27 protein-coding genes and 1 tRNA gene (1 of these 28 cut by a window edge) are annotated in these 24125 nt (G+C 44.8%); 19 read left to right on the top strand and 9 right to left on the bottom strand.

All coding sequences use genetic code 11. The annotated features are described in order from the left end of the window. Nucleotides 1-18: 18 nt before the first annotated feature. The 5 genes from bioD to ECHVI_RS00445 all read right to left on the bottom strand — a co-directional run bounded on the left by bioD (nucleotide 19) and on the right by ECHVI_RS00445 (nucleotide 4528). Nucleotides 19-621 (bottom strand): dethiobiotin synthase, encoded by a 603-nt coding sequence (gene bioD / locus ECHVI_RS00465; protein WP_015263959.1) that lies wholly within the window; start codon nucleotides 619-621, stop codon nucleotides 19-21. Then, nucleotides 614-1735, bottom strand: a complete 1122-nt coding sequence (locus ECHVI_RS00460; protein ID WP_015263958.1) for an aminotransferase class I/II-fold pyridoxal phosphate-dependent enzyme — start codon at nucleotides 1733-1735, stop codon at nucleotides 614-616. The genes bioD and ECHVI_RS00460 overlap by 8 nt, the downstream gene beginning before the upstream one ends. 192 nt (nucleotides 1736-1927) lie before the next feature. Further along, a complete protein-coding gene (locus ECHVI_RS00455) occupies nucleotides 1928-2641 on the bottom strand; it encodes a 2-phosphosulfolactate phosphatase (protein ID WP_015263957.1) in 714 nt (237 codons plus the stop codon). A 141-nt stretch (nucleotides 2642-2782) separates the two neighbouring features. Next, the gene (gene gcvT / locus ECHVI_RS00450; protein ID WP_015263956.1) at nucleotides 2783-3877 is read right to left on the bottom strand and encodes a glycine cleavage system aminomethyltransferase GcvT; all 1095 of its coding nucleotides are present in this window, start codon (nucleotides 3875-3877) and stop codon (nucleotides 2783-2785) included. A gap of 324 nt (nucleotides 3878-4201) precedes the next feature. Further along, nucleotides 4202-4528: a HesB/IscA family protein gene (locus ECHVI_RS00445; RefSeq protein WP_015263955.1), complete on the bottom strand. Its 327-nt coding sequence runs from the start codon at nucleotides 4526-4528 to the stop codon at nucleotides 4202-4204. 191 nt (nucleotides 4529-4719) lie between these two features. On the opposite strand from ECHVI_RS00445, the gene mce reads away from it, so the two are divergent. Continuing rightward, nucleotides 4720-5124, top strand: coding sequence for a methylmalonyl-CoA epimerase (mce, locus tag ECHVI_RS00440; RefSeq protein ID WP_015263954.1), 405 nt, complete (start codon nucleotides 4720-4722; stop codon nucleotides 5122-5124). A 67-nt stretch (nucleotides 5125-5191) separates the two neighbouring features. Beyond that, on the top strand, nucleotides 5192-6241 hold the full coding sequence (thiL, locus tag ECHVI_RS00435; RefSeq protein WP_015263953.1) for a thiamine-phosphate kinase: 1050 nt from the start codon (nucleotides 5192-5194) through the stop codon (nucleotides 6239-6241). A gap of 84 nt (nucleotides 6242-6325) precedes the next feature. Here the strand turns inward: thiL and ruvC are convergent, their stop codons facing one another. Continuing rightward, on the bottom strand, nucleotides 6326-6895 hold the full coding sequence (ruvC, locus tag ECHVI_RS00430; protein ID WP_015263952.1) for a crossover junction endodeoxyribonuclease RuvC: 570 nt from the start codon (nucleotides 6893-6895) through the stop codon (nucleotides 6326-6328). A gap of 32 nt (nucleotides 6896-6927) precedes the next feature. On the opposite strand from ruvC, the gene ECHVI_RS00425 reads away from it, so the two are divergent. From ECHVI_RS00425 to ECHVI_RS00390, 8 genes are all read left to right on the top strand, one after another. Next, on the top strand, nucleotides 6928-8046 hold the full coding sequence (locus ECHVI_RS00425) for a glycosyltransferase (RefSeq protein ID WP_015263951.1): 1119 nt from the start codon (nucleotides 6928-6930) through the stop codon (nucleotides 8044-8046). A 49-nt stretch (nucleotides 8047-8095) separates the two neighbouring features. Beyond that, nucleotides 8096-8347 (top strand): hypothetical protein, encoded by a 252-nt coding sequence (locus tag ECHVI_RS00420; protein WP_015263950.1) that lies wholly within the window; start codon nucleotides 8096-8098, stop codon nucleotides 8345-8347. A gap of 11 nt (nucleotides 8348-8358) precedes the next feature. Continuing rightward, complete coding sequence (locus ECHVI_RS00415) at nucleotides 8359-9570, top strand: PP2C family protein-serine/threonine phosphatase (RefSeq protein WP_015263949.1); 1212 nt, start codon at nucleotides 8359-8361, stop codon at nucleotides 9568-9570. Between the two features lie 7 nt (nucleotides 9571-9577). Further along, nucleotides 9578-10204, top strand: coding sequence for a polysaccharide deacetylase family protein (locus ECHVI_RS00410; RefSeq protein WP_015263948.1), 627 nt, complete (start codon nucleotides 9578-9580; stop codon nucleotides 10202-10204). Beyond that, nucleotides 10201-11304, top strand: a complete 1104-nt coding sequence (locus tag ECHVI_RS00405; RefSeq protein WP_015263947.1) for a glycosyltransferase — start codon at nucleotides 10201-10203, stop codon at nucleotides 11302-11304. The genes ECHVI_RS00410 and ECHVI_RS00405 overlap by 4 nt, the downstream gene beginning before the upstream one ends. Beyond that, the gene (locus tag ECHVI_RS00400) at nucleotides 11304-12080 is read left to right on the top strand and encodes a TatD family hydrolase (RefSeq protein WP_015263946.1); all 777 of its coding nucleotides are present in this window, start codon (nucleotides 11304-11306) and stop codon (nucleotides 12078-12080) included. The genes ECHVI_RS00405 and ECHVI_RS00400 overlap by 1 nt, the downstream gene beginning before the upstream one ends. Then, complete coding sequence (locus ECHVI_RS00395; protein WP_015263945.1) at nucleotides 12077-13153, top strand: asparaginase; 1077 nt, start codon at nucleotides 12077-12079, stop codon at nucleotides 13151-13153. Before ECHVI_RS00400 ends, ECHVI_RS00395 begins: the two co-directional genes overlap by 4 nt. Before the next feature lie 207 nt (nucleotides 13154-13360). Continuing rightward, nucleotides 13361-13448: transfer RNA gene (locus ECHVI_RS00390), tRNA-Ser, on the top strand. Here ECHVI_RS00390 and ECHVI_RS23195 read toward each other — a convergent pair. Further along, nucleotides 13412-13852, bottom strand: a complete 441-nt coding sequence (locus tag ECHVI_RS23195; RefSeq protein WP_083891947.1) for a hypothetical protein — start codon at nucleotides 13850-13852, stop codon at nucleotides 13412-13414. The genes ECHVI_RS00390 and ECHVI_RS23195 overlap by 37 nt on opposite strands. Nucleotides 13853-14051: 199 nt before the next feature. Between ECHVI_RS23195 and ECHVI_RS00385 the strand changes: the two genes are divergently transcribed. From ECHVI_RS00385 to ECHVI_RS00360, 6 genes are all read left to right on the top strand, one after another. Next, nucleotides 14052-14867: a MotA/TolQ/ExbB proton channel family protein gene (locus ECHVI_RS00385; protein WP_015263944.1), complete on the top strand. Its 816-nt coding sequence runs from the start codon at nucleotides 14052-14054 to the stop codon at nucleotides 14865-14867. A gap of 61 nt (nucleotides 14868-14928) precedes the next feature. Further along, entirely contained in the window at nucleotides 14929-15258 is a 330-nt protein-coding gene (locus tag ECHVI_RS00380; RefSeq protein WP_015263943.1) for a hypothetical protein, read from the top strand. 6 nt (nucleotides 15259-15264) lie between these two features. Further along, nucleotides 15265-15897: an ExbD/TolR family protein gene (locus ECHVI_RS00375; RefSeq protein ID WP_015263942.1), complete on the top strand. Its 633-nt coding sequence runs from the start codon at nucleotides 15265-15267 to the stop codon at nucleotides 15895-15897. Between the two features lie 2 nt (nucleotides 15898-15899). Then, on the top strand, nucleotides 15900-16367 hold the full coding sequence (locus ECHVI_RS00370; protein WP_015263941.1) for an ExbD/TolR family protein: 468 nt from the start codon (nucleotides 15900-15902) through the stop codon (nucleotides 16365-16367). 81 nt (nucleotides 16368-16448) lie between these two features. Then, nucleotides 16449-17747, top strand: coding sequence for an MFS transporter (locus ECHVI_RS00365; protein ID WP_015263940.1), 1299 nt, complete (start codon nucleotides 16449-16451; stop codon nucleotides 17745-17747). A 10-nt stretch (nucleotides 17748-17757) separates the two neighbouring features. Further along, nucleotides 17758-19269 (top strand): bifunctional ADP-dependent NAD(P)H-hydrate dehydratase/NAD(P)H-hydrate epimerase, encoded by a 1512-nt coding sequence (locus tag ECHVI_RS00360; RefSeq protein ID WP_015263939.1) that lies wholly within the window; start codon nucleotides 17758-17760, stop codon nucleotides 19267-19269. 59 nt (nucleotides 19270-19328) lie between these two features. On the opposite strand, the gene asnS is transcribed toward ECHVI_RS00360, so the two are convergent. Further along, a complete protein-coding gene (gene asnS / locus ECHVI_RS00355; RefSeq protein WP_015263938.1) occupies nucleotides 19329-20780 on the bottom strand; it encodes an asparagine--tRNA ligase in 1452 nt (483 codons plus the stop codon). Nucleotides 20781-20988: 208 nt separating this feature from the next. Between asnS and rpoN the strand changes: the two genes are divergently transcribed. Genes rpoN through ECHVI_RS00340 form a run of 3 tightly spaced genes read left to right on the top strand, consistent with a single transcriptional unit; the run spans nucleotide 20989 to nucleotide 23849 of the window. Further along, complete coding sequence (gene rpoN, locus ECHVI_RS00350) at nucleotides 20989-22440, top strand: RNA polymerase factor sigma-54 (RefSeq protein WP_015263937.1); 1452 nt, start codon at nucleotides 20989-20991, stop codon at nucleotides 22438-22440. Then, nucleotides 22440-23060: a hypothetical protein gene (locus ECHVI_RS00345; RefSeq protein ID WP_015263936.1), complete on the top strand. Its 621-nt coding sequence runs from the start codon at nucleotides 22440-22442 to the stop codon at nucleotides 23058-23060. Before rpoN ends, ECHVI_RS00345 begins: the two co-directional genes overlap by 1 nt. A gap of 6 nt (nucleotides 23061-23066) precedes the next feature. Then, the gene (locus ECHVI_RS00340) at nucleotides 23067-23849 is read left to right on the top strand and encodes an enoyl-CoA hydratase/isomerase family protein (RefSeq protein ID WP_015263935.1); all 783 of its coding nucleotides are present in this window, start codon (nucleotides 23067-23069) and stop codon (nucleotides 23847-23849) included. 48 nt (nucleotides 23850-23897) lie between these two features. Here ECHVI_RS00340 and ECHVI_RS00335 read toward each other — a convergent pair whose 3' ends face one another. Then, a protein-coding gene (locus ECHVI_RS00335; RefSeq protein ID WP_015263934.1) for a porin family protein crosses the window boundary here: on the bottom strand, nucleotides 23898-24125 show its end. 510 nt of this gene lie beyond the right edge of the window; the window shows 228 of its 738 coding nt (coding positions 511-738); its start codon lies beyond the right edge, outside the window — the gene reads right to left on this strand; the stop codon is at nucleotides 23898-23900.

The following is a 24125-nucleotide window of genomic DNA, read 5'->3' as shown; positions in this document are numbered from 1 at the left end:
TAGTGTCGAGTTAAGGTGTTAGTCCAATGGATTTAATAACGGAAGCCCACTTTGTTGGTCGTTCCATTCCGGCATGCGGAATTGCGCGGCAGGCGTAAATCGTTTGAGGATGGCACTTTCAGAAGCGGTGTTTTCCGGTCCGTTCCAGATAATGGTGAAGTCCGTAATGCCTGCTTGCTTCAAGGTCTCCAAGGTAAGAAGGCTGTGGTTTATGCTGCCGAGGTAGTGCCTAATGACGATTACGGGGTGGAGTCCACTTGAAAGGAGAAAGTCCAGAAAGGTTTCTTCATCATTTAAGGGAACCATCAGCCCACCAGCCCCCTCTACACAGCACTTGGGACGGTCAGGGATCAGTTGGCTGGTCAATTGGATGGTGGTATTTTCTATTTCGGCAGCCCAATGTGGGGACTGGGGTGTTTTGAGCCGATAGGCTTCGGGCAGTACGTCTGTTTGTGGACTGTGCTGCTTTACGAACATGGCGTCCGACTGATCCAGATCACCACACTGTACCGGTTTCCAATAGGTATGGCCAAAGGTTTTGCATAGGGATGCCGCACATACGGTCTTGCCGATCCCCGTGCCAATGCCAGTTACAAAAACCTTATCCTTCATTTTATGCATGGAGTATATTGATCAATTTTTTGATTTCTTCGGGTGTATTGAAAGCATGCAATACGATCCTGATCCTTTCCTCTCCTTTTTTGACGGTAGGAGAAAGAATCGGATAGCAGTTGATGCCTGACTGTTGTAGTTGATTGACTTTCTCTTTGAGCAGGGGCACGTCAGCACATCGCCAATACTGGATAGGACTTATGTTTTTTGAAAAGCCTGTTGAAGAGGAAGGAACCGTTTCCAGAAATGTGGCCACAGCCCTGTCCATTGCTTCAAAGTTCACCTTGGCAGCCATAAGTTTCATGGCGGCATCAATACTGCGTACCTGATCCCGGGAAGGGGCGGTGGTATAGATGAAAGCCCTGCTGAAATTGACCAGGAAGCTCCTTAGGTCTTCATTGCCTAACACCATTGCTCCGTGTCCACCGGCGGCCTTGCCAAACGTAATGATCCTGGCCAAAAGGTTGGGGTGTCGGGAGAATTCATGCGAAACGCCCTTTTTCTCCTTGCCCAAGGTACCCAAAGCATGTGCTTCATCAATGATCAATGCGGCACCGTGTTTTTCGCAAATCCCAAGGAGTTTGCCCACATCGGGGATGTCTCCGTGCATGGAGAAGAGCCCTTCTGTAAGGACAAAGAGCCTCTTTCCTTTTTGATCGTGATGGGTGAGTTTCCTTTCCAGGTCTTCAAGGTCATGATGCTTAAAGGCTGCTTTCTGACCAAAGCCCAACCGCATGCCTTCCTTGATGCTGGCATGGACATGTTCATCAAACAGGAAAATGCTGTCTTTGTCACCCAGGGCGGAAAGCAATCCCGTATTTGCCATATAACCGGAATTGTACAGCAATGCTGCCGGACAATCCATGAATTTCGCAACGTCCCGCTCCAGCTGTTCCATTTCGGGGTGGTTTCCGCTGATCAGCCTGGAGCCGGTCGCTCCAGTCCATGCAGCATCATATGCGGGGTTGGTGGCTTGTTTTAGGAACCCTTTGGTAGCGTAACCTAGGTAGTCGTTGGAAAAGAAATCGATGTTTCCCATGGGCGGGTTCTTCAGCGTCCTCAGTCTATTGGAGGCGGCTACTTGCTCCAGTTTGGCCCGGATAAATTGGCGATGCTTTTCCATGGGGCACAAAGGTAAATTGAAAAGTAGCAAGGAGCAAGTATCTGATGTCAAGTCGAAGCATTAGCGGCAAGCAGCGCCCTGGGGAAAGAAAGGGTTGACGCTGCTTTAGAATTGAAGCGAAGGAACCGAAACTGCGCCACGTTTATCCTGGTTAGGGCCGGTTTTTGTAGCCATGGGCCAGTATTGCCGCGCCTACAAGGCTACCTTCACGAGTTCTTCTCCTTGGAGTTTGCCGATAAAGTTAAATTCATCCATGGTCAAACAAAAGTCAATATCTGCCTCGATGTTGTGGTTTTGGAGCCTTTTGGCGTGTGAGGCTTGGCTTAGAAAACCTTTGAGGTCATCTTTGTGCTGTTCAAAAAGCGCTTTCATAGCGATCGCACCATCACAGTCATATTCAAATTGGCCATCGAGCACACTTACCAAAGCACCCGCATAAAGCGAGTCTTCGAGGTTAAACATCCCTTTCCAGCCGGCACAGTGGATGACCACATCTTTGTTTTGTTGGGCCAAGTAAGTGGCGGTGGCTTGGAGATTTAGAAAGGCTCCTATTAAAACCTCATCGGCTGTTGCTTTGGATTTTTCAATGGTGAGGGTGCCATTGGTGGTGGTGACCGCTATTTTCTTGCCTTCAAAGCCGTTGTTAAGGTAGCTTAGCGGGGAGTTTCCCAATTCGAACCCTTCAGCCGTTTGCCCGTTTCGTTCACCGGCGATGATATATCCTTTGGATTTCATGGTTCGACATGCTTCCAATCCCGCGACAGGGGTGATGGAGGTGACCTTGTTGGCCAGTCCTGTGACCATGGTGGAGGTAGCACGGAAAATATCCACGACCACCACGATTTTACCATGAAGGTCATGAAGATGGATCAGCTCAGGGCTTAGGCAAACTTCTATTTTGTTCATTTTATTTAAAAAAGGCTGTCCCAACAAGTCGGCGTCATTGCGATCATTACGAGAAGATACCTCTGGGTCACTTCCATACTGCGGCAGATCAAGAGGACGCGTTCAATGTGTTGCGACAGCCTTCGTTTGATGATGTATACGTTATTTTTTAAGCAACGGCAGCTTTTCTACTACAGCTGCCAAGTTTTTATTTCTTACGGTGATGGCAATTTCCGTTCCCGGTTTGGCATAAGCTTTTTCCACATAACCCAAACCGATGCCGATGTTCATACTGGGCGACATGGTGCCGGACGTTACTTCACCGATTTGCTTGCCAGCTTCATTGACAATGGGATAGTGGGCCCTGGGAATGCCTTTGTCCTTAAATTTAAAGCCTACCAACTTCCTGGTGACACCTTCTTCTTTTTGTTTTTTCAGGTTTTCGCTGTTGATGAAATCCTTGGTAAACTTGGTGATCCATCCGAGCCCCGCTTCCAAAGGAGAAGTGGTGTCGTCGATGTCATTGCCATAAAGGCAATAGCCCATTTCCATGCGCAAAGTGTCGCGGGCTCCCAGGCCGATGGGCTTGATGCCTGCGGCTTCACCTGCTTCGAAGATGGCATTCCATACGTCCAACGCATCTTCGTTTTTGACATATATTTCAAATCCGCCAGCGCCAGTATATCCAGTGCCAGAGATGATCACGTCTTTTTTGCCTGCAAATTCCCCAACGGTAAAATGGTAAAACTTCACCTCGTCGAGGTTTACAGGAGTCACTTTTTGGAGTGTTTCGACGGCCTTGGGACCTTGGACGGCAAAGAGGGACATCTCATCGGAGATGTTTTCCAATGCTGCGCCCATGTCATTGTGTTGGTTGATCCAGTTCCAGTCCTTTTCGATATTGGAAGCATTGACCACAAGCAGGTACTTTTCTTCGTCCATTTTGTACACGAGCAGGTCATCCACGATTCCTCCTGTTTCGTTGGGAAGGCAAGAGTATTGCGCCTGGCCAATGACCAGTTTGGCAGCATCATTGGAAGTGACTTTTTGGATCAGCGCCAGCGCATGGGGACCGGTGACCATAAATTCTCCCATGTGGGACACATCAAAGACCCCCACGCCATTACGGACGGTATTATGTTCTTCTTTGTCGGAAGAATAGCGCACAGGCATATGATATCCTGCAAATGGCACCATCTTTCCGCCCAGTTCAATGTGCTTGTCGTTCAGCGCAATTTTTTTAATCGTATTTTCCATATATCCGGGTTTAATTTCAGTTTTGGCAAAGGTAGTAAAAGCCCGGAAACATAGCGAATGGCCTTGGGAAAAAGAGGGCGGGGCCCATGGCTTCAGCCCGGGACGCCATGGGCGTATTCATGCCGCAGTGACCAACTATGGTCCCTTGAGGCTGTTTGATGCATACACCGGGTAAAACAGGAAACAAATCACCAGTGCTGATCCCTCCTGGGTTGGTTTTTTGGATCAATGGAGCAAAAAAAAGACCGGAAGAAACCGGTCTTTTTGGTGAAATAAAAAGCTTTTTTCTGCTCCAGTATTAATATAGAGCACATACTTTTTTGCCTAGATCGAGAAACTTTCTCCGCAGCCGCAGGTTCTGGAGGCATTGGGGTTTACAAACTGAAAGCCTTTGCCGTTCAGGCCATCAGAAAACTCCAAGGTGGTGCCGGCCAAATAGAGCAGGCTCTTTTTGTCCACGACAATCTTGACGCCTTTGTCCTCAAATACCTGATCACTGTCGGTGATGCTTTCATCAAAACCCAGGTCGTACATGAGTCCAGAGCAGCCACCGCCTTTGACAGATACCCGGATGTTTTCGCTTTCCTTTCGGCCCTCTTCCTGTCTCAACTCTTTAATCCGCTCTTTCGCTTGGTCTGAAACGATGATCATATTGCTTAATGTTTTGTTTATTAAATGTCGATTTTAGTATTTAAGATAACCCGTTTTATTTGCCCCAAGGATAAAACCTTTCCCTTTTTAGGCCCTAAAGGTTAAATTTTTAATTAAGTTGGTAGGTGCTTTGTTACAAACATACTTACCTTATAATTAATTCCACATACAAAAATACAGAAAATTCAGCCATGAGAAAAATCGAACATTTGGGAATAGCGGTAAAGGACCTTAAAAAATCCAATGAGTTGTTTTCCAGGCTGTTTGGAAAAGAAGCTTACAAAGAGGAGCGTGTGGAAGACGAGGGAGTATTGACTTCATTTTTTCAAGTGGGAGATGTCAAGATCGAACTGCTCGAGGCGACTGCCCCTGACAGTCCGATTGCTAAATTTATTGACAAAAGGGCTGAAGGGGTGCATCATGTGGCCTTTGCGGTGGATGATATTTATGCAGAGATGGACAGGCTAAAAAAAGCGGGCTTTGAAATACTCAATGATGTCCCAAAAAAAGGGGCGGATCATAAATTAGTTGTATTTTTGCATCCCCGCAGCACAAATGGTGTGTTGGTGGAGTTGTGCCAAGATGATGTTAAGTAGCGCGAACCTTGGCGCAGGATCAGGGCAAACGACAAAAAGAAAAAGATAATAATTGAGATAACCATTTATGAGCGATAAGAGAACAGAAATCGGAGAAATAGGAGAGTTTGGGCTGATCGATCGGCTCCATGAAAAGATAAAAGTTCGCCATGCAGACACCCTTAAAGGGATCGGAGACGACGCAGCGGTGTTGGATGCAGGTGATAAGGTGAAAGTGGTGACCACGGATTTGTTGTTGGAAGGGGTTCATTTTGACCTTTCCTATGCGCCATTGCACCATTTGGGTTTTAAGGCGGTAGCCGTGAATATTTCGGATATCGCCGCGATGAATGCCATTCCGAAGCAGATTACAGTGAGCATTGCCCTGAGCAATCGGTTTGCCGTGGAAGCAGTGGAGGCACTTTATGCAGGGATCAATGCTGCTGCCGAGCACTATAACATAGACGTCGTGGGAGGAGATACGACTTCAAGCCGATCTGGGCTGGTGATTTCCATTACGGCCATTGGCGAAGTGGAAAAAGGGAAGGAAGTATACCGTTCAGGCGCCAAGGAAAATGACATTGTCTGTGTTACCGGTGATCTGGGTGGAGCATTGATGGGCCTACAGGTTTTGGAACGAGAGAAAGAGGTCTTTATGGCCAATCCAAACATGCAGCCCCAGCTGGAGAAGTATACTTTGGTGACGGGAAGACAGCTGAAGCCGGATGCCCGGATGGACATCATCCATGAACTTCGGGAGCTTGGGGTAGTACCCACGGCCATGTTGGATGTTTCCGATGGGTTGGCATCAGAGCTGTTCCATATCTGTAAGCAATCAAAAGTGGGCGTAACCATTTATGAAGACAAGTTGCCGATAGACAAGCAGACTTACGACACCGCCGTGGAGTTCAATATCGATCCGATTACCTGCGTACTGAATGGAGGAGAAGATTACGAGTTGGTGTTCACGATAGACCAAAATGACTTTTCAAAGCTGGAGAAGCATCCTGATGTCCATTTTATCGGTCATATTACCAAGGCGGAAAGCGGTAAATTCATGGTCACCAAGAGTGAAACGGCAGTGGAGTTGAAGGCACAGGGATGGGTGCATTTTCCTGAAGGAGGAAAATCATCATAAATGATAAGGTTTGCCAGCAGTAGAAGATAATGCTCACTACGGGGCGAACGGCAGCATGGATAAGTTGGATGCGTAGGACAGGGGTTACTTGATTCTGCCGGGGTTTTCATCAAGAAAGGCCTTCCAACCTGCCGTTCGGCCGCGGGTCTGCAGGCGGCCATCGTGAAAGTGGTGGCACAATGCCACGGCCAGCGCATCAGTGGCATCCAAGAGCTTGGGGACGTCGATATGCAGAAGGGTTTTGAGCATTTCTGCCACCTGTTCCTTGGAGGCGTTTCCGTTGCCGGTGACGGACTGTTTGACTTTTTTGGGAGAGTATTCCGCGATAGGAATATCCCGGGCCAAAGCCGCGGCCATGGCCACTCCTTGGGCGCGGCCAAGTTTGAGCATGGATTGAACGTTTTGGCCGTAAAAAGGGGCTTCCAGGGCGACCTTGTCGGGCAAGAATTCATCGATGATCCCCGTGACCCGTTCAAAGATCTTTTTGAGCTTCAGCTCATGAGAGCCGTATTTTTTGAGGTGGATCACGCCAAACTGAAGGGGTTCGTATTTGTTGCCTTTCACCAGTACCAGGCCATATCCCATCACATTTGTCCCTGGATCTATTCCCAAAATGATTTGCTCTTTCACGTCCTTTTTCGCTATTTTGCTCATTAGTGCAATTTACTAGAAATCCTTCCATTGACATGAATCTTTTGCCAATTTTATTATTTGCAGCACTGCTCGTCTACCTGCTTTCGCTGGCAATATTGTCATCAAAATGGAAATGGAGGCGTGCCAAAAACGAGCGGATCCAGGGCGGGGTGGATTATCCTGTGACGCTATTGGTGCCTTTTCGAAATGAGAAGAAAAACCTGCCGGGATTGCTGCGTAACTTGGCAGGCCTCAGTTATCCCAATTTACAAATTATCCTTATCGATGATCATAGTGAAGATGGCGGGGGCGATCAGGTGGAGGCTTGGATCTTGGCAGAGAACAAGCATAACTTTAAATTGATTTCCGGGCAAGGTCAAGGAAAAAAGGCTGCTATCGAACAAGGCGTGGTCATGGCCAATGCCAATATCATCCTGACCACTGACGCGGATTGCACCCTCTCGGCAGATTGGGTACAAAACATGCTGCGGGCTTTTGATGATCCTTCGGTGCAGATGGTGGCAGGGCCAGTGATGACCAAGGGTGGAGATGGGACGTTTGACCATTTTCAGCAGATTGATTGGGCGAGTATCTTGCTGATGACCAATTTCTTTTTCAGTATCAAAAAGCCCGTCATGTGCAGTGCTGCCAACATGGGCTATCGCAAGGAAGCTTTTTACCATATAAAAGGCTATCAGGGGAATCATGGGAACCCTTCTGGGGATGATTCTTACTTATTGGAAAAAATCTACCAGCGGTTTGGCCATCAGGCTATCCGCTACCTGGCCTCTAGCAATGTGTTGGTGAAAACCCATCCCGTGGGAAGCATTAGTGGATTTCTGGAACAGCGATCCCGCTGGGCCAGCAAGTGGAACAAGCATCAGTTTTGGCAAAATGCCGGTGGAGCCGTGTTAAGTGCATTCCTGTCATTGGCCAGCATTTGCAGTATTTTGCTTTTGCTGACAGGCCCCATAGGAGTGGCAATGTTTGCAGTATATTGGTTTTTAAAGCTATTATTTGAGTATTTTGTGCTTAGAAAGGTGCTTAATACCTATGAGATACCATTGTCGGTTGGCAACTTGTTCTTGGCGAGTGTTTTACACCCGATTTATGTGATATTGGTTGCATTCCGTTCTTTCTTGGTAAAGTCCAGATGGAAAGGAAGGAAGTGATGCATATTGATCATTTGACCAAAAAAGACCAAAAAAATAGATCAGCAACATGTCTGAAGAAGAATTTGAAATGATGGACGAGCTGTATTTTGTACAGCCGTTTACCTATTTAAAAGAGGTGCTCAACTGGGATGATGAGGTGCTTTTGACTACCTTGCAAGGGCTTTACCACAGAGGATTGATCAAGTGTCTCTCCGAGCCTGATGAGGAGGTCTTTGGAGATGCCAAGATCATGGATGACGGTAAGTCCTATTACTATTTGGCTACCAAAAAAGGACTAATGGAACACAATACTTTGTAAATCATACAACCTTGACTACAGAAACCCTCAAATACCAACGAAAAGAGTTAGAGCTGAAAGCCTTGCTGGAGATCACACAGGCGATCAATGAAAACAAGGACGAGTCAGTCCTGCTCAATATCTTTAAGTTTACCTGCTTGGTGCATTTGAATATCAAGGCCTTGGTGCTTTATGTGGCCAATCAGGAGGGATTTGCGGAAAGGGTCAAGCATGGGGTCAAGCAGAACCTGCCGGCACTGATTCCTCATGGAGATGTGGATGATAACCGTGAAATCGGCAAGCTTAACTTGGTGATGCCTCCAGAATATTCCTTTACCGAGCTGGATATTTATGTGCCCGTTTATCATAAGGATAAAATGTTGGCCATTTTACTATTGAAAACCAAAGATAGCGACAAGGACCTAGACTTGGATTTTACCCAGGCGCTGACCAATATCCTGGTGGTGGCCTTGGAGAATAAACGCTTTGCCAGAAGGCAGTTAGAGCAGGAACGACTAAAGAAAGAGGTGGAAATTGCCAGCAATGTACAGCGTATGCTGTTTCCGTCAGTTCTGCCAGAGGCCGACCGCCTAAAGGCCAAAGTGACGTACTTTCCCCATAGTACCGTGGGGGGAGATTATTACGATCTGATCAAGAAATCCGAAAACGAGGTGTTTTTTTGCATAGCGGATGTTTCCGGAAAAGGGATGCCTGCAGCCCTGTTGATGTCCAATTTCCAAGCAGCTTTAAGGACCCTGCTAAGGAGTTCTTCAGATCTGAAAATGATCACCGAACAACTGAATTATACCATTTTTGAGAATACCCATGGAGAACGGTTTATTACTTTCTTTTTGGGTTATTATAATTACAAGACCCAAACCCTCAAGTACATCAATGCCGGGCATAACCCTCCAGTACTTTGCAGGGAAAACGAAGGTGAAAGCGAACTGCTGGATGCTGGCACTACTATTCTTGGAGCATTTCCAGAGTTGCCGTTTTTGGAGGTAGGGAAGCGTTATGGGCTGGGCTGTTTTACCATTCACCTGTTTACCGATGGCCTTACAGAGGTGTTCAATGCCCAAAATGAGGAATATGGAGACGAGCGGTTTGTGGGTTTTGTCAATAGGAACATGGCTGTAGACCCGGAACAATTTCACGAGGATTTTTTCAGCGAGTGGAATGCATTCGCAGGGGGAGAGCCTCGAAGGGATGATATCACATTACTAAGCATGCGATTTAAATAAGGTAGCTATGGTCGTCCATCATGTGCCCAAAATAGTGAAATGGATCTTTCCAAAACTCACTTGGAACAGGAGTCGCCAAAGTCCTACTATTTACCTGACCTTTGATGATGGTCCCGTTCCGGGTGTCACGGATTTTGTCTTGGACGAATTGGCAAAGTGGCAAATAAAGGCTACGTTTTTTTGTGTGGGTGATAATGTGCGCAAGCATCCGGATTTGGCCAAAAGGATCATCAAAGAGGGACATCAGATTGGCAATCATACCTATCACCACTTGAATGGCTCCAAGACAGAAAATGTCCACTATTATCAAAATGTCGGAAAGTGTAGCGATACGATTTTTGAAGTGACCGGAAACTATCCGACATTATTTCGCCCACCATATGGAAGGATCAAGGGAAAGCAGGCTGCATTTCTGGGAAATGATTACGAAGTGGTCATGTGGGATGTGCTTTCCGGTGATTATGACCAAGGCCAGTCCCCTGAAACCTGTCTGCAAAAAACCATTCAGTATACCCAAAACGGGTCGATTGTATTGTTCCATGACCAGCAAAAAACGGCTGAAGTAATCAAGAAAGTATTGCCAGAGTATCTAAGATTCGTCAGGGAGAAGAAACTTCAAGCAGAACTGTTATGATGCTATGGGTGGCATTGGCGGTGGTCGTGATATTGATTGCACAGGATATTTTGCTGGTGTATTTTTTCCATGCCCGATTTAAACGGCACGATGAAGGTCTTCAATGGAAGGAGCAATTGCCTACCGTGAGTGTTATAATTCCCGCTAGAAATGAAATACAAGTTTTACCAACATGTTTGGCAGCATTGTCCCGCTTGGACTATCCTTCCGAAAAGCTCCAGCTACTTGTAGCAGATGATCAAAGCATTGACGGTACTGGTCCCATGTTGGAGGCATGGGCAAGTGAGGGGGCGAACCGGGAGAAAGTAAAAATAGAAGCCAAGTACACGCACCTCAATGGTAAAGCAAACGCTTTGGCCCAGATGGCCCAGAAGGCATCAGGAGAGTTGCTTCTCTTTACAGATGCGGATTGTGAGGTGAATCCGATGTGGGTTAAGGCCATGGTAAAGGCTTATACGCCGAAAGTGGGATTAGTGGTAGGGCTTACAAGTGTCCGAAGGAGAGGGCTTTTTGGACGGCTTCAGGGGCAAGATTGGTGGCTTACGTTGGGAATGATAAAGGTGACGTCAGATGTAGGCCATTTGCTGACGGCAGTCGGGAACAATATGCTGATCAGCCAAGAAGCCTATCGCCGTGTGGGCGGTTTCGAGGGGCTTCCATTTTCCGTTACGGAGGACTTTGTGATGGGTGAGGCCATCAAGGCAGCAGGCTTTCGTCCTATTTTTCAGTTCGATCAGGAGAGCCTTGTGTTGACTAAATCAGAAACAGGGCTACATGCCTTGTTAAGGCAGCGGAAGCGTTGGATGAGGGGTGCGCTGAACCTTCCGTGGTTTTGGCAGGCAGTACTTGCCCTTCAGGTACTTTTTTTTCCAATGGTGGTAATAATCTTATTTTCTACTCCCTTGTTGGGGCTGGGCTTATGGGGGTGCAAGTTGATGTTTCAGGTAATGTTTGTTAGGGGATTGGCAAAAAAAGCAAATATTTATATCCCTTTGTGGGAATTGTTTATTTTTGAAGTTTATTATCTAGTAATTTCATGGTCAACAATAGTGTATTATTTTTGGCCTTCGAAAGTTAATTGGAAAGAGAGAACATACTGATGCAGTTTATTGATACCCACGCCCATATATATTCCAAAAAGTACGACAATGACCGTGATGAAGTAATCGAGCGGTGCAAGGCAAATGGAGTGAACCGCATCTACATGCCGAATGTAGATGTGGAGTCGATCGATGCCATGCTGGAAGCCGAGCAGCGCTATCCGGAAATGTGCATACCGATGATGGGCCTGCATCCTTGTGATGTGGATAAGGATTTCGAGAAACAGCTTTATGTCATGGAGGATTGGCTGTCAAAGCGGCCTTTTGTGGCGATAGGTGAAATCGGTACGGATTTATATTGGGACAAGGACAGTTTTGAACTTCAAAAAGAGGCCCTTAAGATCCAGGTGGACTGGGCGAAGCAGAAAAAGCTGCCCATTGTGCTGCATTGCCGTGAATCCATTGATGAGACCATTGCCATCATTGGCGAAATGAATGATGAAAACCTTACCGGTATCTTCCATTGTTTTACAGGATCAGTGGAGCAGGCAAAGGAAATCATTGAAATGGGGTTTCTTTTGGGCATAGGAGGTGTTTCTACCTTCAAGAACGGAGGGATGGACAAAGTGCTGCCTGAAATTGGTCTGGAGCAATTAGTGCTGGAGACCGACGGGCCTTACTTGGCTCCTGTTCCTCATAGGGGGAAGCGAAACTCTCCGGAATATATTCCGATCATAGCTGAACGAGTGGGGGATCTGACGGCTTCTACCTTAGAGAAGGTGTCAGAAGTGACTAATGCAAACGCGAACAAGGTTTTTAACAGGGTGGAAGGATGAATTATAAAATCGTAAGATTAAATACAGCGGCAAAAAGTGAGATAAAGTCCTCGGTACTGATCATCTATACAGGGGGAACCCTGGGGATGGCATATGATGAGTCGGGGGCTTTGGTTCCCTTTAACTTCGGCCAGATAATGGAGAAAATTCCGAATCTCGGGAATTTGAATATTGCCATTACCGTCATTTCATTTCCAGAACCCATTGATAGTTCCAATGTCAACATGCAGCATTGGGTGGATATGGCCTATATCATATATGAGAATTACGATACCTACGATGGATTTGTAGTGCTACACGGAACAGATACCATGGCTTACTCGGCATCCATGCTGAGTTTTATGCTCAAAGGACTGAGCAAGCCTGTTATTTTTACAGGTGCCCAGCTTCCCATCAGTGCCATGCGTTCAGATGCCCGGGAAAATTTAATGACTTCCCTGGAAATAGCCATTAGCCAAGCCAACGGTAAGCCCATCGTTCCTGAAGTGTGTATATTCTTTAACCATATGCTGCTGAGGGGAAACCGAGCCAAGAAAATGCAAAGTGTGCATTTTGATGCGTTCGAATCGGAAAACTATCCTCCCCTGGCGGAATCAGGCATCGTCATCGATTATAATTATGCAGCCATCAAACCCTATAAAGAAGGGGTGCAGCTCAAGTACCTCAACAAACTGGATAAACGGGTCATGATCCTGAAATTATTTCCCGGGATCACTGCAGAAGTGATCGACAGTTGCTTTAGCATTAAGGGGTTGCGAGGAGTGGTCTTGGAAACCTATGGCTCGGGAAACAGTCCGACAGAGCCTTGGTTTATAGAAACCGTCCGCAAAGCCGTAGACAGAGGCATTATTATCCTGAATGTTTCTCAGTGCAATGGCGGTAGGGTGATTCAGGGCCGGTACGAGACCAGCAAGGAATTGAAAAGATTAGGAGTGCTGAGCGGCGGGGACATTACCTCCGAGGCGGCCATTTGTAAGATGATGTTCTTATTGGCCAATGAAACGGACGAAGATGAAATCAGAAGAAAGCTGATCACACCCCTCGCGGGAGAAATGTCATTGACGAGCAAGTGATCTGTTGTTCTTATTTTTCGGGAAAGGCCTGGAAAAACCTGAAAAATATTCAGAAAGTGCAAGGTTTTGATTTTCAATGCGCTAGTTTGCTGAGGCGGTAAAGGATCAAGGAAAAGGAGTGATTTAGCATAAATAAAGCAGTCTTTTCCTTGCAGGAACTAAAATTTATCCATTTATTTGTCGCCTCAATTGAGACCAAAAAAACACAGAGAGGTGTCCGAGCGGTCGAAGGAGCACGCCTGGAAAGCGTGTATACCCCTAAAGGGTATCGAGGGTTCGAATCCCTTCCTCTCTGCAACTAAAAAGTCTGCCAATGGCGTCTTTCCCTGATCGTTTTAGAATCCTGTTTCGATAAAATTGGAAGGGATGAGAACCCAGGGTTTGAAATCGACCATCGGGAGATTCACGAGGGGCAGTGCGGCATGCATTGCGGGGATGAGTAATCCCTTCCTCTCTGCAACTAAAAAGTCTGCCAATGGCGTCTTTCCCTGGTCGTTTTAGAATCCTGTTCCGATTAAATTGGAAGGGATGAGAACCCAGGGTTTGAAATCGACCATCGGCAAAAACATGAATTTCGTCCATAGGGCATAGGTGATGAGAAATCACCTGAAAAGCAACCATTTTAGTTTTATGCTTCACCCAATAAGCAAACTCAAAAGTTCTTTCATTCAGCTGCTCCACTTCATAATTATTTACCATTCATCATTCTTATTAAGTAAAGCTTTTTTAGTTCATAAAAAGATGGTTACATTGTAAGAACATTTATTAAAAAGGCGAGGTGAAAAAAAATTATAACATTATCCCTTGTCATTTGAATTGAAAAAATTATATCTTTAAAAGCTCAATATTAAGTTAGAAACCGTTTAACCTTTATTTAAAGTCTATTAAAAACTAAATTATGAAAAAGTTAATCGCTTTGTTCATGCTTACCGGAATGCTTATTTCTCCGGTTATTACAAAAGCACAAGACACCTCAGAAGAAGCTTCTGCAGGAGACACTACTGAAATGATGGAGGAAGAAGCTGCAGCGCCAGCACCGGCTCCTGTAGTTACAGATGATGAGGTTGTAGTTGAAGAGCAACCATTCCACCAAATTATCAAGGACAAGTTCATTGAAGGTGATCCTACTTTCATGACTCCCGTATTGATCTGTTTGATTTTAGGTCTTGCAGTGGCATTGGAAAGAATCATCACGCTTAACCTGGCTACTACAAACACCAAAAAACTTCTTGCCAAAGTAGAAGATGCACTTGACCAAGGCGGTATTGAAGCTGCTAAAGACGTGACGAAGAGCACTAAAGGTCCAGTTGCTTCTATCTTTACACAAGGCCTGATGAGATATTCAGAAGGTATTGAAATGGTAGAAAAATCCATCATTGCTTATGGTTCCGTAGAAATGGGCCGTTTGGAAAAAGGATTGGTATGGATCTCCCTATTCATCTCTTTGGCTCCAATGCTTGGTTTCATGGGTACGGTAATTGGTATGATCGGTGCATTTGACTCTATCGAGGCAGCCGGTGATATTTCTCCTTCCCTAGTAGCAGGTGGTATTAAAATCGCCCTTTTGACTACAGTTGCTGGTTTGATCGTTGCGATTATCCTTCAGCTTTTCTATAACTATTGTGTAGCGAAGATCGACTCTTTGGTAAACGATATGGAGGATGCTTCCATTACTTTGGTTGATATCCTTGTGAAGCACAAACTGACCAAATAATCGGTCAGCTGTAGCTTGAATCATTGAAAAATTAATACAACCAACCAAAGAACTTAACAATATGGATTCTTACGATATAATGTTATATGTAGGATATCTTTTGATTGGCTTGGGCGCTGTTGCAGCGATCCTGATGCCCTTGGTGAAATCATTAGATAATCCTAAAAGTTTGCTTAAGATAGGTGTTGGTGTGATCGGTGTAGCTGTCCTATTCTTCATTGCATATTCAATTGCAAGTGATGAAGTGGCACCTAAATATGCCGTGGCACCATTTAACATCACCGCTTCAAGCTCTAAGGCAGTCGGTGGTATCTTGTTTACCACTTACATACTATTCTTCCTTGCACTAGCAGGAATTGTAGTGACAGAACTTAATAAACTTATAAAGTAATTTAGTATGCCAAGAAAGAAAAGCCGAATGAGTCAGGAGGTAAATGCAGGATCCATGGCGGATATCGCCTTCTTGCTACTTATCTTCTTTCTTGTGACAACGACAATTGCTTCTGACAAGGGGATTACCAACGTTCTCCCGCCTAAAATTGATCCAAATAATCCACCACCTGAAATTGATAAAAACGAGCGTAATATCTTTAAGATATTGATCAACTCGAATGACCAACTACTGGTAGAGGATGATTTTAGGGACAATACAGACGGGCTCGATAAAGAAATAAAAGAATTCGTCATGAATTTTGGTGATCCGGATCAGGAGAACATGGATCTTTACAATAGTCTACCTCCTGTGCTGAAAGCGCAGGCCAACCGGGATCCTGAATCTTCTGACCACCCCAATGAGGCTGTTGTTTCTATCAAGACAAACCGTGGTACAAGCTATGACCTGTACTTAGAGGTACTTGATAAAGTAAAGAAAGCATATTACGAAATCTATGCCGAAAGGGTAGGACTTACTGCGGATGAATACCGCGCATTGTCCAGTAGAACGGCTGCTGAAAAAGAGCTTATGGACAGGGGTAAGGAAAATATACCTATGGCGATTTCAATTGCAGAACCAGATAAAGGAGGAGAATAATTATGGCAAAGTTTAAGAAAAAGAATAAGACCGAGGAGAATATTCCAACTTCCGCCTTGCCAGATATCATCTTTATGCTCTTGTTTTTCTTTATGGTGACCACTGTACTAAGGGAACAAGAACTATTGGTAGAGCAGAAATTACCTCAGGCGACACAGCTTCAGAAACTGGAAAAGAAATCGCTGATTTCTTACCTGTTCCTTGGAAAACCTAAAAACACTAGTGTTTACGGTACAGAGCCTAGGATACAAGCAAATGATGCCTTGATCACGACAAGTGATATTATCCAGTGGGTTAACCAAGAGAAGGATAAGCTGTCAGAAGCAGAGAGAGATCAAATTTATATTTCCCTTAAAGCAGACAGGGACGTTAAAATGGGACCTGTTGCCGACATTCAGTTAGAACTGAGAGATGCGGATGCAAGGAAAATCCTTTATGCTTCCGTAGGGAAAGTAAATCAAGAAGATTGATTTAAAACATAATGAAGTTTATAGAAAGCTATCCGCACTTGCGGGTAGCTTTTTTTAGTTTAACGATGTTTTGGTAAACATATGGGCGCAAAAATGAAAAAAGTGCAATTTGCCTGGGCCATGTATGATTGGGCGAACTCCGTATATAGTTTGGTGATCACGTCCACCATTTTTCCAGTGTACTTTAACAACGTCACGGCCTCCCAGGGAAAAGGGGATGTAGTATCCTTTTTTGGATTTGAAATGGTCAATACGGTTTTGTATTCTTGGTCTATTTCATTTTCCTTTTTAGTAATTGCTTTACTTTCGCCATTATTGTCCGGTATGGCGGACTATGGCGGTAAAAAGTTGTTGTTTATGAAAATTTTCGCTGCCATTGGTTCCGTGTCATGTATGGGGCTTTTCTTTTTTGATGGAAGTAATTTGGAGTTAGGGATTATTTTCAGTGTCTTGGCCAGTATAGGATATGCTGGTAGCATCGTTTTTTACAATGCCTTTTTGCCTGAAATCAGCACCTTTGAAGAATATGATATCCTTAGCGCCCGAGGGTTTGCATTGGGGTATATTGGGAGTGTTTTGTTGCTGGTGATAAATCTGGTCATGATTCAAAAGCCAGCTTGGTTCTTATTAAACGATGGTGGAGAAGCTGCTCGTTTGTCCTTTTTGATTACCGGGATTTGGTGGTTAGGTTTTGCGGGGATTCCTTTCAGGTATCTACCCAACAATACTCGGGGAAACTTCTCCGATACTTCATTATTGTGGTCAGGTTATAAGGAAATCAAGAAAGTTTACAGGGAGCTCACGCATCGAGGGGATCTCAAACAGTTTTTATCGGCTTTTTTATTTTACAGCATGGGTGTGCAGACCGTTATGTACATGGCGGCATCATTTGGGGATAAGGAATTAGGCTTGGCAGGAGATAAGTTAATCCTCACTATTTTGATTATACAGATAGTTGCTATCATGGGAAGTTTTCTTTTTGGTTGGATTGCTAAAACCAGCGGAAACAAAATTTCCCTATTAAGCATGGTGTTCATATGGATCGGTATCTGTATGGCTGCTTATTTTGTAACCAGTGAATTTGAATTTTATGGTTTAGCTTTTGTTGTAGGTTTGGTCATGGGAGGTATTCAAGCGATTTCCCGATCTTCCTATTCCAAATTGATCCCGGGTGACACCAGCGATCATGCGTCTTATTTTAGCTTTTATGATGTTACAGAAAAGCTAGCGATTGTATTTGGCACATTTTCTTATGGATTTATAGAAAAGTTTACAGGAAGTATGAGGGATAGTTCGCTAGTTCTTGGTATTTTTTTTATTATTGGTATGTTATTCTTACTGAGAGTGACTTTCCCTAAGTATAAATTGGTAAAAGCTTAATGTAACGAGGATGCTAGAAATAATCTCTGGAAGTTCCGTAAAGAAACTCGATACGGATTTTATTACAGAAAAGGGAATTACCTCGCACCGGTTAATGGAAAATGCCGCTTTGGCTTTTTGTGATTGGTTTGAGGAAAACTATCATCGAAATGATAAGGTGGGGATATTTTGTGGCCCTGGAAACAATGGAGGTGATGGTTTGGCGATTGCACGCTTACTGTGGAGGAAGGGGTATGACATTATTGTCTTTCTGGTGGGTGATACGGAGAAGGCCTCAGCAGATTGTAGATTGAACAGGGAGTTGTTGCCTGATAAGTTGCCGGCCATTTCGATGAGCAGCGATGACATTGCCCACATGGAATTTGATCTCAATGTCGTGGTAGATGCCATGCTTGGAATAGGGGTGAACAGACCGTTGGCCGGTGATTTTTTAAACATGGTGGTCAAACTTAATGATCTTTCTAATGTCCGTAAGGTGGCAGTGGATATTCCCACGGGGCTTCCGGCCGATGAATGTCTTCAAGGAGAAGCCCTAAAGGCAGATGTTACGGTGAGTTTCCAGTACCCTAAATTTTCACTCATGTTTCCTGAGCACGCGGGTTATGTGGGGGTACTCCATGTGGTGGGGATTGGGATTGGAAATAAATTTATGCGTCAGTTTACTGAAAGTAAATATTATTTGCAGCCCAGCGATATCAGCAAACGGCATCTTAACTTTAGCAGGTTTGCTCATAAGGGAGATTTTGGCAGGGTATTGCTGGTGGGAGGAAGTTACGGTTCAATAGGTGCCGTCAGAATGTCTGCAGAAGCCGCTTTGCGGACGGGAAGTGGATTGGCCACCTGTTTTGTACCCGCCTGCGGGGTTGATGTAATTCAGGCCAGTTTGCCGGAGGTCCAAGTGATCTCCAGCAGTGGTGAGAAAAGGCTCTGTTGGGATGAGGGTGATATGGGGGTAAATCGGTTTGATGCCGTGGGAATCGGGCCAGGAATGGGGGGGTCAGCAGAAACTGTCACATTTTTAGAAAGCTTTTTGAATGTTTACAAGGGGCCAAAAGTAATTGACGCTGATGCTATCAATATACTTTCCAATCATAAAAAACTTTTGAATTATCTTGATAAAGATGCTATCCTCACCCCGCATATAAAAGAGTTTGAGCGATTGGTAGGACATTGTGAAAACCATAAGCAACGCTTGGGCAAAGCCCTTGAGTTTTCCAGTGAACACAGTTGTGTGTTGGTCTTAAAGGGAGCTCATACAAGTATTTCTTTTCCTGATGGTACGCAGTATTTTAATTCCACAGGAAACAAACATATGGCCACTGGGGGAGCAGGAGATGTACTGACCGGCATGATCACTTCTTTTCTTGGGCAAGGATATGGTACTAAAAATGCTGTGCTTTGTGGCGTATTCCAGCACGGTTTAGCGGGGGAGATTGCTTCCGAAGATAAAAAGAGAGGCACCATCGCCACGGATATCATTCAAGCGATTCCTAAAAGTTACTTGCAGTTAAATGTCGACTAAAATCGAAAAAGCCAAAGCATTTTCATGCCTTGGCTTATCTTTTTGAAGTATAATATGTATTAGAACTCTGCGTTTCCAGGGGTTCTTGGAAAGGCGATTACATCTCGGATGTTTCCCATTCCTGTGACGAACTGAACCATCCGTTCGAAGCCCAATCCAAACCCGGAGTGTGGCGTGGCGCCAAATCTCCTGGTGTCCAAATACCAGTAGAGTTCTTCCTGACTGATTCCCATTTCATCCATTCTGGTAGTGAGCTTTTCCATGTTTTCCTCACGCTGTGAGCCTCCGACAATTTCCCCAATGCCCGGGAATAGAATATCCATGGCTGCTACCGTCTTTCCATCGTCATTCTGTTTCATATAGAATGCTTTGATGTCTTTAGGATAGTCGGTAAGAATGACGGGCTTCTTGAAATGCTTTTCCACCAAAAACCGTTCATGCTCGGATTGTAGGTCTGCGCCCCATTCATCGATGATATAGGAGAATTTCTTCTTTTTATTGGGCTTGGAGTTTTTGAGGATTTCGATGGCTTCTGTATAGCTGATGCGTTCAAAATCATGATCCACGACAAACCTAAGCCTGTCCAATAGGCCCAGTTCAGTCCGTTCATTGGTCGGTTTTTTGGCATTTTCTTCAGCAGCCCTTTTGTCAAGGAATTCCAAGTCGGCTTTGCAGTGCTCCATGGCATAGGAGATGATATATTTAAGGAAGTCTTCTGCTAGATCCTGGTTGTCCTCAGCATCATAAAAAGCCATCTCAGGCTCGATCATCCAAAATTCAGCCAAGTGGCGGGTGGTATTGGAATTTTCTGCTCTGAAAGTTGGTCCGAACGTATAGATTTCTGCCAATGCCATCGCGGCTAGTTCCCCTTCCAATTGGCCGGACACCGTAAGGTTGGTTTCTCTTTCGAAGAAATCTTTGGTATAGTCAACGGCGCCATCCTCAGTCAGCGGTGGATTTTTCATGTCTAGCGTCGATACGCGGAATGTTTCTCCTGCCCCTTCGGCATCTGAAGCCGTAATGATGGGGGTATGGATGTAGAAGAATCCCTTATCATTAAAGTATTGATGCACGGCAAATGCCAAGGCATGCCTTACACGGAACACCGCTCCGAAAGTATTTGTACGCATTCTCAGATGGGCATTTTCCCGTAGAAATTCCATAGAATGCTTTTTGGGCTGCAGCGGGTATTTGTCAGCATCGGCTTCTCCCAACACTTCTATTTTTTGGGCAATCAACTCAGAATCCTGCCCTGCTCCTTGAGAGGCGACTACTTCGCCAGTGGCTTTGATACAGGCACCGGTGGTGATCCGCTTGAGGACCTCTTCGCTGATGACATTCGGATCGGCTACGACCTGGTAGTTTTGGATGGTGGATCCGTCATTGACGGCAATGAAAGAGACGTTTTTATTGCCTCTTTTGGTCCGCACCCAGCCCATGATGGTGGTGTTTTTACCTATTTTGCTGCTTTCGAGCAATAATTTTATCTTTGATCGTTTGTTGAATGCCATAGGAATTGAAGGTTTGAAGCTTTACTACTTTGTTTTCAAGTTTTAAAGCTAATCAATGTTTTAAAATGGAATGCAAAAAAACGATATAATCACCTTTTTGTCAAAATTTTGCTGTAATTTCCTAAATTTGAATACATGAAAGGGGTCTTGCTAGTAAAGTGCTAAGCAAGGAATGTTTTTAAAAAAAGACGATAGTTGTAAGCGATATATGCAAAAGTTAAATTTAAACCAAGTACTTTCCCAAAAGCTGAGTCCCCAACAGATCCAGTTTATAAAATTGTTGCAGGTGCCTACTGCCGAGTTGGAGGCTAGGGTGGAAGAGGAGTTGGAGATCAACCCGGCGCTTGAGGAAGGAAAAGAAGAGGGCGATGATGCACAAGAGGAGGTGCTGGCAGACAATTATGACGAGGGGAATAAAGAGGATAAGGATATCAACTTGGAAGATTACCTGTCCGATGATTATGGTGGGTATAAAATGCAGGGAGATGGAAATTATACTCCGGATGAGGAAGACCGTGAAATGCCATTGTCCAGTGGGACTTCCTTGCATGAGCAACTGTTGAGTCAACTCAGTTTCTTGAGGTTGGACGAGCATCAAAAGCTCATTGGGAAGCAATTGATTGGAAGTATAGAAAGTGATGGATATATCCGCAGGGATTTGGAGGCGATCATCAATGATCTTGCTTTTAGCCAAAATGTCGAAACGGACTTGGACGAGGTGGAAGAGGTGTTGAGGAAAATCCAGAACTTTGATCCGGCGGGAATAGCAGCCAGAAGCTTACAGGAATGTTTGATCATTCAGTTGGAGCGAAAGGAGCACCAAGAAGACGAAGTGGTGCAAAAGGCCATTAAAGTGGTCACCGATTGCTTTGATGAGTTTACCAAGAAGCATTATGATAAGATCCTCAAAAAGTGTAACCTTTCCGAAGAGGATTTGAAGGAAGTGATCCAGATGATTACCCGACTGAATCCCAAGCCGGGAGGAGGATCAGACGGACTCATGAGGACCCAGTATATTATTCCCGATTTTCTACTCAATGTCGTAAACGGTAAGCCAGAAATCACGCTGAATTCCCGGAATGCTCCAGAGCTCCGTGTGAGCAGGTCGTATTCTGAGATGTTCGAGGCCTATGAGAAAAGTGATAAGAAGGACAAAAAGCTTAAAGATACGGTCAGTTTTGTGAAGCAAAAGTTGGATGCAGCCAAGTGGTTTATCGATGCTATCAAGCAACGACAGCAAACCTTGCTCAAGACCATGCATGCCATTTTGGATTATCAGAAGGAGTTTTTTGAGGAAGGTGATGAGACGAAGCTAAAACCGATGATCCTTAAGGATATAGCAGAGCGGATAGATATGGACATTTCCACGGTTTCCAGGGTGGCCAATAGCAAGGCGATACAGACCGAATTTGGGGTGTTTCCGCTGAAGTACTTCTTCTCAGAAGGAATATCCACCGAAGGAGGAGAGGATGTCAGTAACCGGGAAGTGAAGAGCGTATTGCAAAAATTAGTGGACAATGAAGATAAGCGCAAGCCGCTCTCCGATGATAAGCTTGTTAAATTATTAAATGAAAAGGGGTATAATATTGCCAGAAGGACTGTGGCCAAGTATAGAGAGCAGCTACAGATTCCAGTGGCCAGACTAAGAAAAGAATTATAGTGTACAGGAAACTAGCACTTATCCTTTCTGTTTTGTTTCAGCCACTGGTGGTCCCAACGATGGTATTTGCCGTGATTCTTTATGCGGTCCCAAATGCCACCAACGTTCCCGATGAGATCAAAGGATCCTTGTTGCTGATGGTCTTGGTGACGACCTTGTTGATACCGATGCTAAGTGTATTTGGGTTGAGGTATATGGATACCATTCCAAGCATCCATATGGCCAATAGAAAGGACCGTTTTCTTCCTTTTGGAATGGTAAGCGTCTTTTATATAGTGGTAACCTATTTCTTTTATGCAAGGTTAAATTACGACGAGCTGATAGTGTTTAGCATGATCACCATGACGGGGACCATCTTGCTGTTGACCATCGTGACGTTCTTTTGGAAAGTCAGTGCCCACTTGACGGGCTTGTCAGGGCTTTTGGCCATATTGATGGTGATGAGCTGGAAATTCCCCGGAGGGACATTGTTGTACCCTGTAATCGGTACCGTATTATTATGTGGTTTGGTGGGGTCGTGCAGGCTTTACCTAGATGCTCATAAGCCTGTTGAACTTGCAGCGGGTTTTGGGCTTGGATTTATTACTTGTTTTGCCTCATTTTATTTCTTTTTGTTTTGATGGATTATGGACTATAAATACATCAGAAGTTCGGTAAACAATCATTGTCAAGAAATCGCCATTGATCGGCCAGCGGTATTTAACGCCCTGAATTTTGAAGTGCTCGAAGAGTTGAAAGCGGCATTTGATCAGGCTGCCCAAGCAGAAACAGTCAGGTGTGTCGTTTTGACAGGTGGGGGTGGTGCGTTTTGCAGCGGACAAGACCTGAAAGCGGTGGGGACTGATTTGGATGGGATTCCCTTCAAGGAAATTATCAGGAAGTATTACAATCCGTTGATAATACAGATGCGAAACTTGTCGAAACCAATCATTTGTAAACTCAATGGCGCCGCAGTAGGGGCGGGGTGTTCTTTGGCACTGGCGACTGATGTAATTATCGCCTCCAAAGAAGCGTATTTGGCGGAGATGTTTGCCCATATCGGTTTGGTGATGGATGCTGGGTCCAATTACTTTTTGCCCAAAAGGGTAGGGTATCCGCTGGCTTTTGAATTGGCCACTACAGGCCGCAAGGTATATGCGGAGGAAGCCGAAAGATTAGGACTGGTAAATAAAGCTATAGAACACAGTGCGTTGGATGAGACGGTTGCCCAATATGTGGAGGTGTATGTAAATGCCTCCGGTAGTGCCATTGGAATGATCAAAGAAATGCTGCGTAAATCAAATGGAATGTCTCTTGAAGAGGTTTTGGAGATGGAGGCCGTTTATCAGGAAAAAGCAGGTAGTCACCAGGATTTTAAAGAAGGGGTGACTTCGTTTTTAGAAAAAAGAAAACCACGTTTTTACAAATAAAAAAAGCCCGGAAGATTAACCGGGCTTTTAATTTTTGACTGTTTCCGTTTAAAACAACGCTACGGACATGCCGAAATTGAATTGCTTGGCTTCTGTTTCGTATGGTCCTTGCCCAGTTTTAAACACTTCATTTAACCCGTAATAGGCCCAAAGGTTAAATCCTCCCAAGCCCACTCTGGTATAGACGCCGTAGCGGAATTTGTTAAGACCTAAATCACCTGACGTTTTGACCTTTTGGGTTAGTCCATTGGAATCTGTGTATTTTACTTTTGTATG

Source organism: Echinicola vietnamensis DSM 17526 (assembly GCF_000325705.1).
Taxonomy (GTDB): Bacteria; Bacteroidota; Bacteroidia; order Cytophagales; family Cyclobacteriaceae; genus Echinicola; species Echinicola vietnamensis.
This window is presented reverse-complemented; position numbering and strand designations above follow the sequence as displayed.